Source organism: Streptomyces sp. NPDC041200, assembly GCF_055591805.1.
Genome location: NZ_JBVIZF010000012.1, coordinates 25,671 through 40,684 on the forward strand (window position 1 = coordinate 25,671; position 15,014 = coordinate 40,684).

The window sequence follows — 15,014 nt, forward strand, 5'->3', positions numbered from 1 at the left end:
TTCGCAGCGATTCCCCGGTTTCACCCACTTGGCCGCCCGCTCATGGGCTTATCGGGCATATCGGGACGTACGACCCTACGGTGGTGAATCAGTGAGCGCCCCGCGCCCAGGTCCGCCGTCGCGTCCCGAGGAGCCGCATGCCCCGCTTCAGCATCGTCATCGCCGCCTACCGGGTGCAGGGCTATCTGCAGGCCTGCCTGGACTCCGTGCTGACCCAGTCGTTCCGCGACGTGGAGGTGGTGGCCGTCGACGACCGCTCGCCGGACCACTGCGGCGCGATCATCGACTCCCGCGCGGCCCGCGACAGCCGGGTGGTGGCCGTGCACCAGCCCGTCAACTCCGGCCCCGGTCAGGCCCGTAACGCCGGTGTCGAGCGGGCCACCGGCGACTATCTGCTGTTCCTCGACGGGGACGACACCCTCGCGCCCGGCACCCTGGAGGGCCTCGCCGAACGGCTCGCGCTCAACGAGGACCCGGACATCCTCTACTTCAACCACGTCCGCACGTACTGGTCGGGGCGCAGCGCGCCCAGCGTCTTCGGGGAGCTGCTGAACTCGGCGGGCACCGACGTCTTCTCCGTCCTGGAGCGCCCCGAATTCCTGCGGATCTTCGCGATGTCGTCCAACCGGGTCTACCGCCGCGCCTTCTACGCCGAGCACGGTTTCTCGTTCAGCGAGGGAATCTACGAGGACGCGCTGCTGTCGTATCTGACGATGCTGACGGCGCGGCGCATCGCCTGTGTGGATCTGGTCGGCCTGGAATACCGCCAGCGCCGGGTCGGCGCCAGCACGGGAAGCCCGGGCGAGAAACACTTCGTCATATTCGACCAGTACACCCGACTGTTCGCCTTCCTCGATGAGCACCCCGATCTGAATCCGCTGCGGGAGCTGCTCTTCGAGCGGGCCGTCTCCCATTTCCTGTTCTGCCTGGACCGCCGTTCCCGGGTGGCGCCGGGCGACCGGCCGCGCTTCTTCCGGCGGGCCGCCGCCTGGTACCGGACCCACCTCCCGGACGGATTCCGGCCGCCCGCCGGAGCCGAGTGGCGCTTCGCGGCGCTGGCCCGTGGCTCGTTCGCCAGCTACCGGGAGCACGAGATGGCGACGCGGGCCGTCGCCGGGGCCCGCAAGGCCAAGCGGATGGCCCGGGCGGCGCTGGCCGTACGGGGCAAACGGGCCCTCTACCGTGCCCACCGGCGGCGGCCCACCGACCCCAACCTGGCCGTCTACAGCGCGTACTGGGGCCGCGGAGTGCTGTGCAACCCGGCGGCGATCTACTACAAGGCCCGGGAACTGGCCCCGCATGTCCACGGAGTGTGGGTGGTCAAGAAATCGGAGATCGCCTCGCTTCCGGAGGATGTCGACTACGTCGTCGCGGGCACCCGGGACTTCTACCGGACGGTAGCCCGCGCCACGTATCTCATCAACAACGTCAATTTCTCCAACGACGTCGTCAAGCGGCCCGGCACGGTGCATTTGCAGACCTTTCACGGCACCCCGCTCAAATGCATGGGCCTGGACCAGCAGCACTACCCCGCCGCGGCGGCGGGAATGAGCTTCGGGAATCTCCTCAAGCGCATCGACCGCTGGGACTTCGCGCTCTCCTCGAATCCGCATTCCAGCGAGGTGTGGGAGCGGGTCTATCCCGCCTCCTACCGGCTCCTGGAATGCGGATATCCGCGCAACGACGTGCTGGTCTCGGTCACCGCGGACGACGTACGGCGCGCCCGCGCCGCGCTCGGCGTCCCGGAGGGCCACACCGCCGTCCTCTACACGCCCACGATCCGCGACTACCAGAAGGGGTTCACGCCCCGGCTGGACCTGGAGCGGGTCAGCCGCGCCCTGGGCCCCGGTACGACGCTCCTGGTGCGGGCGCACTACTCGTACCGGCCATCGGCGGCGCTGCGCGAACTCGACGAGGCGGGGCTGGTGCGGGATGTGTCGCGCCATCCGCGGGTCGAAGAGCTGTGCCTGGCCGCCGACGCGCTGATCACCGACTATTCGTCGATCATGTTCGACTACGCCCTGCTGGACCGGCCCATCGTGATCTACGCGGACGACTGGGACATCTACCGGGCCGCCCGCGGCGTCTACTTCGACCTGCTGTCGGGCCGCCCCGGCGACACCCCGGGCCCGGTGGCCCGCACCCTGGACGAACTGATCGCCCTCTTCCGCGACGGCCGCTGGTGCGACGCCGAAGCGGCCGCGCTGCGCGCCGCCTTCCGGGACCGCTTCTGCCCGTACGACGACGGCCACGCGGCCGAGCGCGTCGTACGGACGCTCATGCTGGGCGAGGACGTCACGGCTCCCGGGCCGCTGCCGCCCCTCGCGCAGCGGTCCGAGGCCGAGGCCCGTACGGTGCCGTCGCCGCACGGCGTGCGGGGACACGGCGGCACCCTGCCCCCGCATGCCGTGCAGCCCACCCGCGCCTTTCCCGACCGCGACTGATCCGACCGAGACTGATCCGATCGCGCCTTCTCTGACCGCGTCTGATCCCGTAGTCGACCGCGACTGATCCCGTAGTCCGCCCCTGAGCCGGAGTCCGGAGGTCGCCATGCCCGCAGCATCCGCAGCGTCCCCTTCCCACCCCCGCGTCAGCGTGATCATTCCCGCCTACAACGCCATGCCGGAGCTGACCCGGTCCGTCACCTCCGCGATGGAGCAGACCCTCGGCCCGGACCGGATCGAGATCATCGCGGTGGACGACGGCTCCACCGACGGCACCGGGGACGAGCTGGAACGGCTCGCCCGCACATGGCCCGCGCTGCACGTCATCCACCAGGAGAACTCCGGCTGCGCGGGCGGCCCCCGCAACACCGGACTGGACCGGGCGCGGGGCGACTACGTCTTCTTCCTCGACTCCGACGACTACCTGGGGCCCGACGCGCTGCGCCGCATGGTCGCCATGGCCGACGAGAACGGCACCGACGTCGTGCTCGGCAGGATCGCCTCGGTGGGCGGACGCGCCGTGCCCCGTGCCGTCTTCTCGCACAACCAGCCGCGCACCGACATCTTCTCCTCCCACGCCTATCTGACCCTGGGCCCCTGGAAGCTCTTCCGGCGCGCGCTCATCGAGCGGCTGCGGCTGCGCTTCCCGCCGTACCGCAACTGCGAGGACAAGCCGTTCACCGCGGCCGCCTACCTCAACGCCTCCGGAGTCTCCGTGGTCGCCGACTACGACTGCTACTACGTCCGCTACCGCGAGAACCGCGGCAACCTCACCCTCACCGCCTCCGGTCTCGCCCATCGCGTGGACGGCATCCGGCTGTGCTTCGAGACCGTGGCCCGCTATCTCGAACCGGGCCCCCGCCGGGACCAGATCATGCGCCGTCACGTCGAGTGGGAGCTGTGCGGCCCGCTGCGGGGGCTGCTGCCCCGGGAGAGCGAGCGGGACGCGCGCGAGCGCTTCTTCCCCGTGTTCCGGGACCTGGCGCGGACCTGGGTGACCGACACCATCGTCGAGCGGATCGACGCCCCGGACCGGCTCCTGATCCATCTGCTGCGCGCCGACCGCTTCGAGGACGTCCTGACCGTCGCGCGCGGCGCCAAGCGGGACGAGAGCTGCGGCCGCCTCGTCGACAAGGGCCGCGTCTACTGGCTGCACCCCTTCTTCCGCGACCACACCGCCGATGTCCCCGACGCCTGTTTCGACATCACGGACCGGCTGCCGGTCCACCACCACCTCGATACGGCGCGGTGGCGCGGCGGAGTGCTGCGGCTGACCGGCCGCGCCGCCATCGAGGGCCTCGACGCGGCCGAGGGCGTCGACGCGACCGAACCGGGCACCGAACTCGTCCTGCGCAAGTACGAGGCCGACCGCCCCGAGATCCGGGTGCCCGCGGTGCCGCGCCCTGATGGGACGCCGGGTTTCACCGTCGACATCGACCCGGCCACCGCCGACGGCGGCGCACCGCTGGAACGCGGCCTGTGGAACCTCTACCTGGACGTCCGGGCCCAGGGCGTCACCCGCACCGTGCGGTTCGGCGGCAGCCGCGAGGGCGGTGCGGCCACCCGGCCGCCCCGGCGCGCCGTCACGGCGCCGCGCGGCGAACCCGTGGTGGTGGTTCCGTACTTCACCCCGTACGGCAATCTCTCGCTCGACGTCGGCGAGGTCGCCCATGCCGCCCGCGACGCCCGCGAGGCCCCGTGCCTGGTGACCCGGACCGCCTGGCACGGCGCCAGGAAGAGCGTCCTGATCGTCGGCGGACGGCTGACCGGCACGGTCCCCTGGACGGGGGCCCCGGCCGGGCTGCGGTTGCGCGCCGAGAGCGGGGCGGGCGCGGTGCGCGAGGTCGCGGCGCGGTTCGAGCCGGGCACCTCCGGGGACTTCACCGCCCGGCTGCCCGTCGGACGGCTGACGGCGGGCCGCTGGACGCTGACGCTGATCGTGGAGGGCCGCGGCGTCGTCGTGCCCTGCCTGGGTCGGCTGGCCGGGACGCGCTGGTTCCGCTTCGGCCGTCCGTACTACGCCAAACCGCTCACCCGGCGCTCGGCTCCGGCCCTCGCCCTGGAGGTGGCGCCGGTGAAGGTCGCCGCGGGGGTGCGGCGGCGGCTGCGGCGGGCCCGGGACCGTGCCCGTGCCCGTGCCCGTAGGGGCAGGTAGGTCAGAAACGGCCGCCGAGGCGGTTCCGGGCGGCGGCGAGGAGGCGTACGGGCGCGATGCGCAGCTCCAGGGTCGCTTCGCCGCGCCCGGTGAGCGGCTTGGCGTAGTACGGACGGCCGCGGCGCAGCCAGCGGGTGCCGGGCAGCCGCTCGGGCGGCGGTACGGGGGCGGCGCGCGGCGGGCCGTCGCCGCGTCCGACCAGGGCGAGCGTCACCGTCCAGCGGCCGCGGCTCAGGTCGCGCACGGGCAGCCGGGCGGTGAACGCGCCCGCCGGGTGGCCCGCCGCGTACCGCACGGGGTGGTCCAGGACGCGGCCGTCGGTGTGCTCGGCGCGCAGTCGCAGCACCCGGTCGCGGGGTGGCGAGCCCGGCGGCAGCAGCCGCCCGGCGACGACCAGCGTGCCCTTGTCGGACGGATGCCACAGCGCCTCGGTCACCTCGCAGGGCGCGCCGCGCGGGGCCGGGCCGATGTCGAGGGAGAGATTGCCGTACGGGGTGGTGAAGTACGGCGTCACGCGGGCGCGCAGTCCGGGGCCCGCGCTCACCACCCGGCGCGCGGTGCCGATGTCGAGCCCCTCGTCGTGGCGGTGGCCGAATCGTATGGTGCGGCTGACGCCCTGGGCGCGTACGTCGAGGAAGACGTCCCAGACGCCCGGGCGCAGCGGGGCGCCGCCGTCGGCGGTGGCGATGTCGATGTCCGCCTCGAAGTCCCCGTCGTCCGTCTCGCCCTCCGCGGCCGTGACCGGCACGCACAGTTCGTCCGAGGCCTCGCGGCGGCGCAATATCAGCTCGGTGCGGTCCTCGGGACCGGCGTCCAGGCCCTTGACCCCGGCCCGGCCGCGGACCCGCAGCGTGGAGCCGCCGTGCCAGGCCGCGCCGGTGAGGTGGTGACGGACCGGCAGCCGGTCGGTGACGTCGAAGCAGTCGTCGGGGACGTCGGCCGCCGGGTCGCGGAAGAAGGGGTGCAGCCAGTACACGCGCCCCTTCTCGACCAGACGGCCGCGGCCCGCGTCCTCTTTGGCGGTGCGGATGACGGTCAGCAGATCGTCGAAGCGGCCGCTGCGCAGCAGGTGCACCATCAGCCGCTCGGGCGCGGTGAGGGTGCGGAAGAGCGCGTCCGAACAGTGGTCGGTCGCCCAGCGGCGCAGCTCGGGGAGGAACCGCGTCCGCGCCTCCGCCTCGTCCTCGCGGGGCAGGGCGCGCAGCGCGCCGCACAGCTCCCGGCGGATGTGGCGCCGCATCACATGGTCGCGCCGCGGGCCGGGCTGGGTGTAGCGGGCGGCGGTCTGGAACAGCAGCCGGATGGCGTCGATGCGGTCGGTGAGTCCGGTGCGGGCGGGGTTGGGCCCGGCCTCGTGGCGGGTGGTCAGGTGGTAGCAGTCGTAGTCGGCGACGACGGAGATGGCGGAGGCGTTGAGAAAGGCGGCCGCGGTGAAGGGCTGGTCCTCGCCGGTACGGCACTCCTCCGGGAACCGCAGGTGGAACCGTTCGATGAGGTCGCGGCGGAACAGCTTCCAGGGGCCGAGGGTGGAGTAGGCGTGCGAGTCGAGGACGTCGGTGCGCAGCTGGTTGTGGCGGAACACCGCACGGGGGACGCCGCGTCCGGTGGGGGAGGCCATCTTGCCGACGACGACGTCGGTGCCGTTCTGGTCGGCCATGGCGACCATGCGGCGCAGCGCGTCGGGGCCCAGATACCCGTCGGCGTCGAGGAAGAACACGTAGTCGCCGCGGGCGAGGTCGAGACCGGTGTTGCGGGGTCTGCCCGGCCCACCGCCGGGCTCCTCGCGGACGACCTTGAGGGCGGGGCAGCCGGTGGCCAGCCGGTCCAGCTCCGCGCCGGTGCCGTCGGTCGACCCGGCGTCGATCGCGATGATCTCCAGCCGGGCGATGCCTATCGTCTGGTCCAGGGCGGAGGTGAGGGCGCGGGTCAGCGCGGGCATGGCGTTGCGAGCGGGGACGATCACGCTGACGCGGGGGCGCGAGCCGGGGCGTGGGGTGCGCGGCAACATGCGGACTCCGGTGGGTGAGGTGGGGCTCAGGCGGCGTCGCCGGGGTGTGCGGGGGCGCGGCGGCCGACGCGGCTGCGGGCGGCGGCCATGACGTGCTGCGTTCCCATGATCGCTCCTGACTCCTGGTGGCTGCTCATGGTCGGGGCCGGGGGTGAGGGACGGGTGTGGGACGCACGGCCGGCGGATGACGGACCAGCGTCCGGGGCGCCCCCTTCGACGCACGACACGCCGGACCCGTTCACTCCGCGACCGGCGGCACGGGCCCGCGGGGAGTCCGAACACCGAGGCGATCCATGGCTCATGCCCTTCGCGGCGGATACGTCGTCCTGAACGGAACCCTAGGCGAACCGCCATATATGCGCCTTTTGTCGCTATCCGTTGGTGAGGGGGAAGGGGAGCGGGGATCTCCTCTGGGTACCGTCCGTGGGGAACAAGAGGAGAGCGGGGATGGGGGAGGTTCTTGTGAACGCGGCTCTGGACGGGGCGGGTGGGGCTGGGGATCCGTGGGAGGGCGTGGACGCGGGAGCTGTGGCGCGGGCGGTTCGGGGGCAGGGGGAGCGGGGGGTTCCCGGGGTGGGGGATATGGCTTCCTATCTCGCCGCGCAGGTGGCCGACGACTCGCATCGGGAGGTCATCGGGCCGCTGCTGGATGGCGGGGGTGCGAGCGGGGTCGTGGTGCGGCGGGGGGTCGTGATCGGGTCGTGGGGGGATCCGGCGCGGGTGGAGATGGCGTACAGCGCGACGAAGAGCGTGCTGGCGTTGGTGGCGGGCGTTGCTCATGACGAGGGGCTGTTGGTCCTCGACGAGCCGGTTTCCGCGCGGGTCGGGCTGCCGGAGTTCGAGGGGGCGCATGGCCGGGCGGTCACCTGGCGGCATCTGCTGGACCAGACGAGCCAGTGGGAGGGCGAACTGTGGGGGAAGCCGACGGCGGTCGACGCGCAGAGCACGCGGGAGGGCACCGAGTCGGCCGGTGGGCCGCCCGGTGAGGGGTGGGCGTACAACGACGTGCGGGTGAATCTCACCGCCCTGGCGCTCACGGTCCTCTTCCGGCGCGCGCTGCCGGACGTTCTGCGGGAGCGCGTCATGGCGCCGATCGGCGCGTCGTCGTCGTGGTCCTGGCACGGCTACGCGAACGCGTATCTGGACCTCGACGGCACCCGGGTGCCGGTGGTCTCCGGGGGCGCCCACTGGGGTGGGGGCTTGTGGATCAACGCGCTCGATCTGGCCCGCGTCGGGCAGCTGTGTCTTCGGGGCGGCCGCTGGGGGCGGGACCGGATCGTCTCCGCTCGCTGGATCGAGCAGATGTGGACGCCGTGCCCGGTCAAGCCGAACTACGGGCTGTCCTGGTGGCTCAACGACCACCGCACCGTATGGCCGACCGCCCCGGCCACCGGGCGCTGCGCCCGGGGCAACGGCGGTGGCCATCTGCTGTGGGTCGATCCCGCTCGCGATCTGGTGATCAGTTCCCGTTGGGGTGCCGAGGTGGAGAGGCTTCTCGTCACGGTGTCGGAGGCCGTTGAACCTGGGCCGGTCAGCGCGGCGTGGTGACCGGCGGAGTGGTGACCGGCGGCGTGGGGGCGGGGAAGGCGAAACGGCGGGCGCGGGCCGCGGCGGCGGACAGGCGGGTCAGGGCCGGGCTCAGGGCGCGCGGGCGGTAGGGGGCGTTCCAGGCGTACGGGAAGGACGCCTTGTCGGGGGTGAGGAGGTTCGTCGTCTCGTCGCAGGCCAGGATCGCGATCAGCCAGCGGCGCATGGCGCGGTGGAAGGCCGGGGCGAGCGGGCGGGGGGCCAGGAGCCAGTCGCGGGACTGGGGGCTGACCGCCTGCTGATACGTCGTCTCGTCGTAGCGCTGCCAGGGGGACTCCGGGGTGATCGGGTGCAGGCCGTAGTCCATGGCGGTGAGGGGGGCCAGGGCGGTGCGGAGGGTGTCGTGGTCGGCGCTGGGGAGGAGTTCGCAGATGATCCACGGGCGGTGGCGGCGGATGGTGGCGAGTGCGCCGGTGAGGACGGCCGCCTCGTAGGTCTCGACGTCGATCTTGATGAGGTGGGGGACGAGACCGCGGTCCTCGGTGAAGGCGTCCACCGTCGTGACCGGGACGGTCACCGACTCGGAGTGTTCGCGGTGGGCCGGGTTGAGGGAGTTCGACGATTCCGACTTATGGGAGAAGTACAGCTCCGCGGCGCCGGGTTCGGAGGAGAGCGCGGTCTGCTGCACCTCGTAGTCGAGGTGGTTGCAGTGGCGGATGCGGCGGCAGAGGGCCGCGGTCTGCGGGGTGGGTTCGAAGGCGATGGTGCGCGGGCCGCTGGTGTGCGGGCCGCCGTGGCCGTAGATCGCGTCGACCAGGGCCGAGTACAGCCCGATGTGCGCCCCGATGTCGTACACCGCGCTGCCCGCCGGGGCCGCTCCGGCGAGGGCCAGCAGGGTGGCCTGGGTGGTGGGTTCGTAGCCCGCGAGGCCCGAGCGGCGCAACTGCCGCTGCACCGCGGTCTGTTTGCGGCTGAGCACGTTGAGGGCGCGGGGGTACGGGCCGCTGGCGGCCAGCACGTCCGGGTTCAGCGGGAGGGTGATGGCGAGGGGCATGGCTGCCGCGCCTCCTGTCGGGTGACGGCCCGCTCCAGCGGGCTGGGTACGGGGAAGTAGGCGTCGAGGAAGGGGCGGAGCAGGGCCAGCTGACCGGCCAGGTCGTGCTCGGAGGAGACCGTGTCGTTAAGGCAGAACGCCTGGCAGTGGCGCGTTCGCAGCAGTCGCGCGAGCTGGTTGTGGATGGCGGGCCGGGCGAGGTCGACGTAGTCGTAGCGCAGCTGGGCCGGGATCGCGCGGCCGGTGAGGAACGCGTAGTAGTGGTGGAGCGAGGACGGCAGGGAGATGTCCGAGGCGGAGCGCACCCGGTTGGCCATGGTGGCCCGGATCGGGCCCGGGAACTCCCGCTCGATCTCGGCGAGCACGCTGGTGCGCACGGCGTGCGGGGTGTGCTTCATCTTCTGCGTGACGGTCGCCCCGAACCGGCCCTCCAGCAGCCGTCGGTTGTTCTTGCCCGCCGCCGATACGGGGACGTCGAGGTGGTCGGCGGGGGCCAGCGGGATCAGCGCGCGGGAGGGGAAGAACTTGGTGACGCCGTTGGCGAGGAAGAAGTCCTGCGGGGTGACGGGCGAGCCGAGGAAGACGTCGTCGTTGAAGTAGAGGAAGTGCTCGGCGAGGCCCTTGATGTGGTGCAGCCGGGTCTCGATGGCGTGCGAGTTGAAGGTGGGCAGCGCGCTCGGGTCGTCGAAGATGTCCTGGTGGTCGACGACGGTGATGCCGGGGTGGTCGAGCGCGAGCCAGGCGGGTACCTGGCGGTCCGTCACGATGTAGATGTGGCGTACCCAGGGGGCGTACAGGTGGAGTGAGCGCAGGGAGTAGCGCAGCTCGTCGCGGTTGGCGTAGCGGGCGGCGTTGGCGGCCTGCGCGTGGTAGCCCGCGGCCCCCTCTTCGTCGGTTACGGCGGCGCGCCGCCGCTGCCACTGCGGGTCGGAGCCGTCGACCCAGGTGTAGACGACGTCGATCGGGAAGCGGACGTCGTCCGGGAGCCGGGTGGTGAACTCGGGCCGGGTACGGACGAGGCGGTTCGGGGCCCAGCCCGCGGCCGGGGCGAGTCGGGTGAACATCTCGTCCGGGGCGCGTACGGCGTCGCCCGCGAGCGGGACGGAGGCGGTGGTGCGGTTGGGGCGGGGCGCGTGGAGGAGGTGCGCGCCGTTCGGTTCCGGGATTCCCGGGCCGTCCGCCGGGCCGCGCTCCGCCGGGCCGTCCGCCGGGCCGCGCTCCCAGAACTCGATGTCGCAGCCGTGCGAGGAGCCCAGGACGAGGTCCCCGCGGGGGGTGGTGTGGAAGCGGGTGAAGCGGACGACGGGCTCGGCGGCCAGCGGCCGCCAGGCGCGGGCCGCCGTGCCGAGCCGCAGCGGGTCCGCCCCGCCCCTTCCGCCCTTCCGGCGCGGGGGCGGCGAGACGTAACCCGCCTCCCGGGCGCACAGCGCGCTGAGCGCGGCGACCACCTCGGCCCGCTGGTCCGCCCGTACGCCCACGGCGGAGGCGACGTTGCTGTAGCAGCGGATGACGAAGTGATCGAGCCGCGCCTGGTCCAGCGCCTCGCACACCAGCCGCAGGTTTTCGGCGCGTGCGAACAGCGGGGTGGGAGCGGGGACGACGGTCGCGATCCGGGTGCCGCGGTCGTCGGCGATCACCATGCGGCCGGGTGTGGACAGCAGCCCCGTACGCACCAGCCGCCCCAGCCGCCGCCGCGCCCAGCGCAGCCGCAGCGCACCGGAGGCGGTGGACATCCGGCCCAGCCCGCGCATGGCCGTGCGGCGCAATTCGGCCCCGGTCAGGGCGATGACCGCGCGACGGATCCGCAGCGGGACCGTACGCCGGTAGCCGCGTACCAGGGGCGGATCGGCAAGCCACGACGGGGGGCGGGGGGCGGCGGGCGGCGGTGCGGTGAGGGGCATCGTGCGTCCTGGGGCGGGCGGCGCGGTACGGGTGGTTCCTCACACCATCATCTGAACGCCGCCGGGATGGGGTGCCGCCATGGCGGACATCCCCAAACTGCCCCCATTCGGCCCAGCGCTTCCGCAGGCGGCCGGGTTCCCCCGCCCCGCCCCTCCCCGGGGTCGGGGAGGGGCGGGGCGGAGGGAAGCCCCTCGGGGTTACTTCACCGCGCCTGCCATCACGCCCGCTACGAACTGGCGCTGGAAGGCGAAGAAGACGGCCAGCGGGATGACCATCGAGACGAACGCGCCGGGGCCCAGGATGTCGATGTTGTTGCCGAACTGACGGACCTGCTGCTGCAGGGCCACCGTGATCGGGGGGTTGCCGCTGTCCGCGAAGATCAGGGCGACCAGCATGTCGTTCCAGACCCACAGGAACTGGAAGATCCCGAGCGAGGCGATCGCCGGGGCGCCCAGCGGCATGACGACGCGGAAGAACAGCCGCAGCTCGCCCGCGCCGTCCAGGCGGGCCGCCTCCAGCAGCTCCCGGGGGATCTCGGCGAAGAAGTTCCGCAGCAGGAAGATCGCGAAGGGCAGGCCGAAGGCGGTGTGGAAGAGCACCACGCCGGTGGTGGTCTGGAAGATGCCGATCTCGCCGAAGAGCTTGGCGACCGGGATCAGGGCGACCTGGACCGGGACGACCAGCAGGCTGACGACGATCAGGAACCACCAGTCGCGGCCGGGGAAGTCCATCCAGGCGAAGGCGTAGCCCGCCAGGGCGCCGATGATGACCACCAGGAGGGTCGCCGGGACGGTGATGGCGAGGGTGGTCCACAGCGAGTCGGTGATCAGCTGGTTGCTGAGCAGCTTGTCGTACGCGTCGAAGGTCAGCTGCGACGGATCGCTGAAGACCTTCCACCACCCCGAGATGTCCACCTGCGACGGGTCGCGGAGGGAGGACAGCAGCAGCCCCGCCGTCGGCATCAGCCAGAAGAGGCCGATGAGGACGAGCGCGACCTGCGTCAGCCCGCCCCCGGCGCGTTCCGCGATCCGCCCGATCAGGGACCGCTTCGCCTGTACGACCGTGTCCGCGCTGGTCATCGGCGGCTCTCCCTTCGGATCCGGCGGATGTTGACGAACATGACGGGCAGCACCAGCAACAGCAGCAGGACGGCGATCGCGCTGCCGAGGCCCTGGTTGACGTCGGTCCCGAAGGACGACTGGAAGAGCTGGAGGGCGAGGACGTTGGCGTCGTCCTGCGAGGGGCCCGGTGCGATGATGTAGACCAAGTCGAAGATCTTCATCACGTTGATCATCAGCGTGACGACGACGACCGAGAGCACCGGCGCCAGCAGCGGCACGGTGACGCGCCGGAAGACCTGCCACTCGCTGGCGCCGTCCATCCGCGCGGCCTCCATCAGCTCACGCGGTACGCCCGCCAGCCCCGCCGCGATGAGCACCATGGCGAAGCCCGCCCAGATCCAGACGTACGAGCCGATGATGGCGGGGGTGACGAGGGACGGGCCGAGCCAGTCGATGCCGTTGTACGGCGCGGAGAAGTTCCAGGAGGGCAGCCGCAGCTGGGCGCCCTCGGCCTTGGCGGGGAGGGTGTACGTACCGTCCGCCGCCGAGGTCGTCTTCGCGACGACCTTGCCGTCCTTGACCGCCTCGATCTTGAGGTCGGACATCGCCTTCTCGCCCGGGTCGATGGCGCCCTGCTGGCCCAGCCCGCCCTTGGTGAAGTCGAACCAGACGGTGCCGGTGACCTTCCCGGCCTCGGGCCGCGCGGCCTTGGCGTCCTGCGCGCCGCTGATGTCGTCGCGCTTGGCGGCGACCAGCGGGATCGAGGCGGGGGACCCGGCGCGGACGGTGTCCCGGGTGGTGAAGGAGCCGTTCGACGACTCCGTCAGCCCGGCGGCCGGGCGCGGATGGGCGCCGGGGAAGGGCGGCGAGGCGCTGAACGAGTCATGCACGCCCACCCACATGGCGTTGGCCACGCCCTTGTCCGGGTCCTGTTCGTACACCAGCCGGAAGATGATGCCCGCGGCCAGCATGGAGATCGCCATCGGCATGAAGACGATCAGCTTGAACGCGGTGGCCCAGCGCACCCGCTCGGTGAGCACGGCGAAGATCAGGCCGAGCGCGGTGGAGATGGTCGGCGCCAGGATCAGCCAGATGATGTTGTTCTTGATCGCCGTCTTGGTCGCGTCGTCGGAGAACATCTCCGTGTAGTTGTCCAGGCCGACGAAGCCGTTGCCGCTCGCGTCGAAGAAGCTGCGGTAGACGGAGTAGCCGATCGGATAGACGACGAGCGCGCCGAGCAGCAGCAGCGCGGGCAGCAGGAACACCGCCGCCAGCCACGGCCGGGTGCCCAGGACGCTCTTCTTCTTGGTGACGCGCGGGGTGGCGGGTGGGGCGGACGACGCCCGGCCAGGTGTGGCCGCGCCGCCCGCTGTCGCGGTCGACATATGTGGATCTCCCGGTCGAGTCGTCAGTTCTTGTACGCCTTGGCGGCATCGGCTTCCAACTGGCGCTGGATTCCTTCCACGTTCCTCGGGTTCTTGAGGAAGTCCTGGAGCGCTTTCCATTCGCCCTGGGCGGGCTTTCCGCCGAAGGAGGCCGGGGCCTGGTCGGACATGTCGAACCGGAAGTCATTGCCCGCCGCGATGAGCGCCTTGGCGATGTCGCGCATCGGGTCATTGGGATAGGCGCTGAATTTCACGGCCTTGTTCGCCGAGATGAAGCCGCCGGACTGGGCCCAGATGGTCGCGGCGTCGGGCGAGGCCAGGAAGGTCAGCAGCGCCTGCGCGGCCTTGCTGTTCTTCAGCGCCACGCCCACGTCGCCGCCGGTCACCACGGGTGGCTTGGCACCCACCGCCGGGAACGGGAACACCTTCGCGTCCCCGCCGAGTTCCGCGCCCGCGTCGGCGACGTTGGCCGCGACGAAGTCGGCCTCGAAGACCATGCCCGCTTCGGGCTCGGCGGCGTTGCCGAACGCCTTGGTGACCGAATCCGGGAACGCGGTCTGCAGCGCGCCGCTCCGGCCGCCCGCGACCAGGCCTTTGGCGCCCCACAGCTGGGCGAGCGTTTCGAGCGCCTTCTTGACGGACGGGTCGGTCCACTTGATTCTGTGCTGGGCCAGCTGGTCGTACTTCTCCGGTCCCGCCTGGGAGAGGTACACGTTCTCGAACCAGTCGGTCAGCGTCCAGCCGTCCTGGCCGCCGACCGCGACCGCGTCGGTGCCGGAATCCGAGATCAGCTGGGCCTGGGCGAGGAAATCCCGCCAGGTCTTCGGCACCTTCGCGCCCGCGTAGTCGAAGGCCGAGGTGTTGTACCAGAGCAGGGACTTGTTGCTGGCCTTGAAATACACCCCGTACTGCTTGCCGTCGTACGAGCCGAGATCCCGCCAGCCCTTGGCGAAGTTCTTGTTCACCTCCGACTTCGCGGCGGTGTCGAGTGGTTTCGCCCAGCCCTTCTGCGCGAATTCGCGCATGACGCCGACCTGGCCGACCATCGCCACGTCCGGCGGGGAACCGCCCGCGATCTTCGAGCCGACGAAGCCCGCCATGTCGTCACCGCTGGGCACGAAGGAGACCTTGGCGCCGGTGCGCTTCTCGAACTCCTTCAGCACCTTGGTGAAGTTCTCCTGCTCGGTGCCCGTCCAGACGGCGGTGACCTGGAGCTTCTGGCCCTTGAGGCTGGGCAGCTTCACGGTGACCGGCGGCGGGCCGCCGCTGACCGTGTCCCCGTCGTCGTTGCCGCAGCCCGCGGCGGTGAGCACGAGCGCTCCCGCCGATGCGGTGGCGAGCGCGGCGCGTACCGCTCGCTTCTTCCGCTTTCCGCTCCCGTTCCTGCGAAGCGATTTCTGCATCCCCGTTTCCCTCCGATGCCGACCGCCTCGCGCGCGGTCGTGTCCCGTGCGACAGTCCTACGCCCGGTCACCCAA

At 71.9% G+C, this 15,014-nt stretch carries 9 protein-coding genes; 3 read left to right on the plus strand and 6 right to left on the minus strand.

Annotated features, from left to right (window positions below; all coding sequences use genetic code 11):
• Positions 1-137 precede the first annotated feature (137 nt).
• Together ACZ6CL_RS24845 and ACZ6CL_RS24850 are read left to right on the plus strand one after the other, a co-directional pair.
• Positions 138-2,444 (plus strand): bifunctional glycosyltransferase/CDP-glycerol:glycerophosphate glycerophosphotransferase, encoded by a 2,307-nt coding sequence (locus tag ACZ6CL_RS24845; RefSeq protein ID WP_468938900.1) that lies wholly within the window; start codon positions 138-140, stop codon positions 2,442-2,444.
• A gap of 106 nt (positions 2,445-2,550) precedes the next feature.
• On the plus strand, positions 2,551-4,599 hold the full coding sequence (locus tag ACZ6CL_RS24850) for a glycosyltransferase family 2 protein (protein WP_468938901.1): 2,049 nt from the start codon (positions 2,551-2,553) through the stop codon (positions 4,597-4,599).
• Between the two features lies 1 nt (position 4,600).
• Here the strand turns inward: ACZ6CL_RS24850 and ACZ6CL_RS24855 are convergent, their stop codons facing one another.
• Positions 4,601-6,607 (minus strand): glycosyltransferase, encoded by a 2,007-nt coding sequence (locus tag ACZ6CL_RS24855; RefSeq protein ID WP_468938904.1) that lies wholly within the window; start codon positions 6,605-6,607, stop codon positions 4,601-4,603.
• Positions 6,608-7,189: 582 nt separating this feature from the next.
• Here ACZ6CL_RS24855 and ACZ6CL_RS24860 point away from each other — a divergent pair.
• A complete protein-coding gene (locus tag ACZ6CL_RS24860; protein WP_468938905.1) occupies positions 7,190-8,155 on the plus strand; it encodes a serine hydrolase domain-containing protein in 966 nt (321 codons plus the stop codon).
• Here ACZ6CL_RS24860 and ACZ6CL_RS24865 read toward each other — a convergent pair.
• From ACZ6CL_RS24865 to ACZ6CL_RS24885, 5 genes are all read right to left on the minus strand, one after another.
• On the minus strand, positions 8,139-9,188 hold the full coding sequence (locus ACZ6CL_RS24865) for an FkbM family methyltransferase (RefSeq protein ID WP_468938907.1): 1,050 nt from the start codon (positions 9,186-9,188) through the stop codon (positions 8,139-8,141). The two genes, ACZ6CL_RS24860 and ACZ6CL_RS24865, sit on opposite strands and share 17 nt — an antisense overlap.
• Positions 9,161-11,089, minus strand: a complete 1,929-nt coding sequence (locus ACZ6CL_RS24870) for a stealth conserved region 3 domain-containing protein (RefSeq protein ID WP_468938910.1) — start codon at positions 11,087-11,089, stop codon at positions 9,161-9,163. The genes ACZ6CL_RS24865 and ACZ6CL_RS24870 overlap by 28 nt, the downstream gene beginning before the upstream one ends.
• Before the next feature lie 198 nt (positions 11,090-11,287).
• Positions 11,288-12,169 carry a carbohydrate ABC transporter permease gene (locus tag ACZ6CL_RS24875; RefSeq protein ID WP_468938912.1) on the minus strand — a complete coding sequence of 294 codons (882 nt, stop codon included), beginning with the start codon at positions 12,167-12,169 and terminating at the stop codon, positions 11,288-11,290.
• Positions 12,166-13,536: a carbohydrate ABC transporter permease gene (locus ACZ6CL_RS24880; RefSeq protein ID WP_468938915.1), complete on the minus strand. Its 1,371-nt coding sequence runs from the start codon at positions 13,534-13,536 to the stop codon at positions 12,166-12,168. The genes ACZ6CL_RS24875 and ACZ6CL_RS24880 overlap by 4 nt, the downstream gene beginning before the upstream one ends.
• Positions 13,537-13,559: 23 nt before the next feature.
• Positions 13,560-14,939, minus strand: coding sequence for an ABC transporter substrate-binding protein (locus ACZ6CL_RS24885; RefSeq protein ID WP_468938916.1), 1,380 nt, complete (start codon positions 14,937-14,939; stop codon positions 13,560-13,562).
• Positions 14,940-15,014 lie beyond the last annotated feature (75 nt).

Bases quoted from the DNA above. Each gene is read 5' to 3' on its own strand.
- ACZ6CL_RS24845 (WP_468938900.1), top strand. From the start codon at position 138: ATGCCCCGCTTCAGCATCGTCATCGCCGCCTACCGGGTGCAGGGCTAT.
- ACZ6CL_RS24850 (WP_468938901.1), top strand. From the start codon at position 2,551: ATGCCCGCAGCATCCGCAGCGTCCCCTTCCCACCCCCGCGTCAGCGTG.
- ACZ6CL_RS24855 (WP_468938904.1), bottom strand. From the start codon at position 6,607: ATGTTGCCGCGCACCCCACGCCCCGGCTCGCGCCCCCGCGTCAGCGTG.
- ACZ6CL_RS24860 (WP_468938905.1), top strand. From the start codon at position 7,190: ATGGCTTCCTATCTCGCCGCGCAGGTGGCCGACGACTCGCATCGGGAG.
- ACZ6CL_RS24865 (WP_468938907.1), bottom strand. From the start codon at position 9,188: ATGCCCCTCGCCATCACCCTCCCGCTGAACCCGGACGTGCTGGCCGCC.
- ACZ6CL_RS24870 (WP_468938910.1), bottom strand. From the start codon at position 11,089: ATGCCCCTCACCGCACCGCCGCCCGCCGCCCCCCGCCCCCCGTCGTGG.
- ACZ6CL_RS24875 (WP_468938912.1), bottom strand. From the start codon at position 12,169: ATGACCAGCGCGGACACGGTCGTACAGGCGAAGCGGTCCCTGATCGGG.
- ACZ6CL_RS24880 (WP_468938915.1), bottom strand. From the start codon at position 13,536: ATGTCGACCGCGACAGCGGGCGGCGCGGCCACACCTGGCCGGGCGTCG.
- ACZ6CL_RS24885 (WP_468938916.1), bottom strand. From the start codon at position 14,939: ATGCAGAAATCGCTTCGCAGGAACGGGAGCGGAAAGCGGAAGAAGCGA.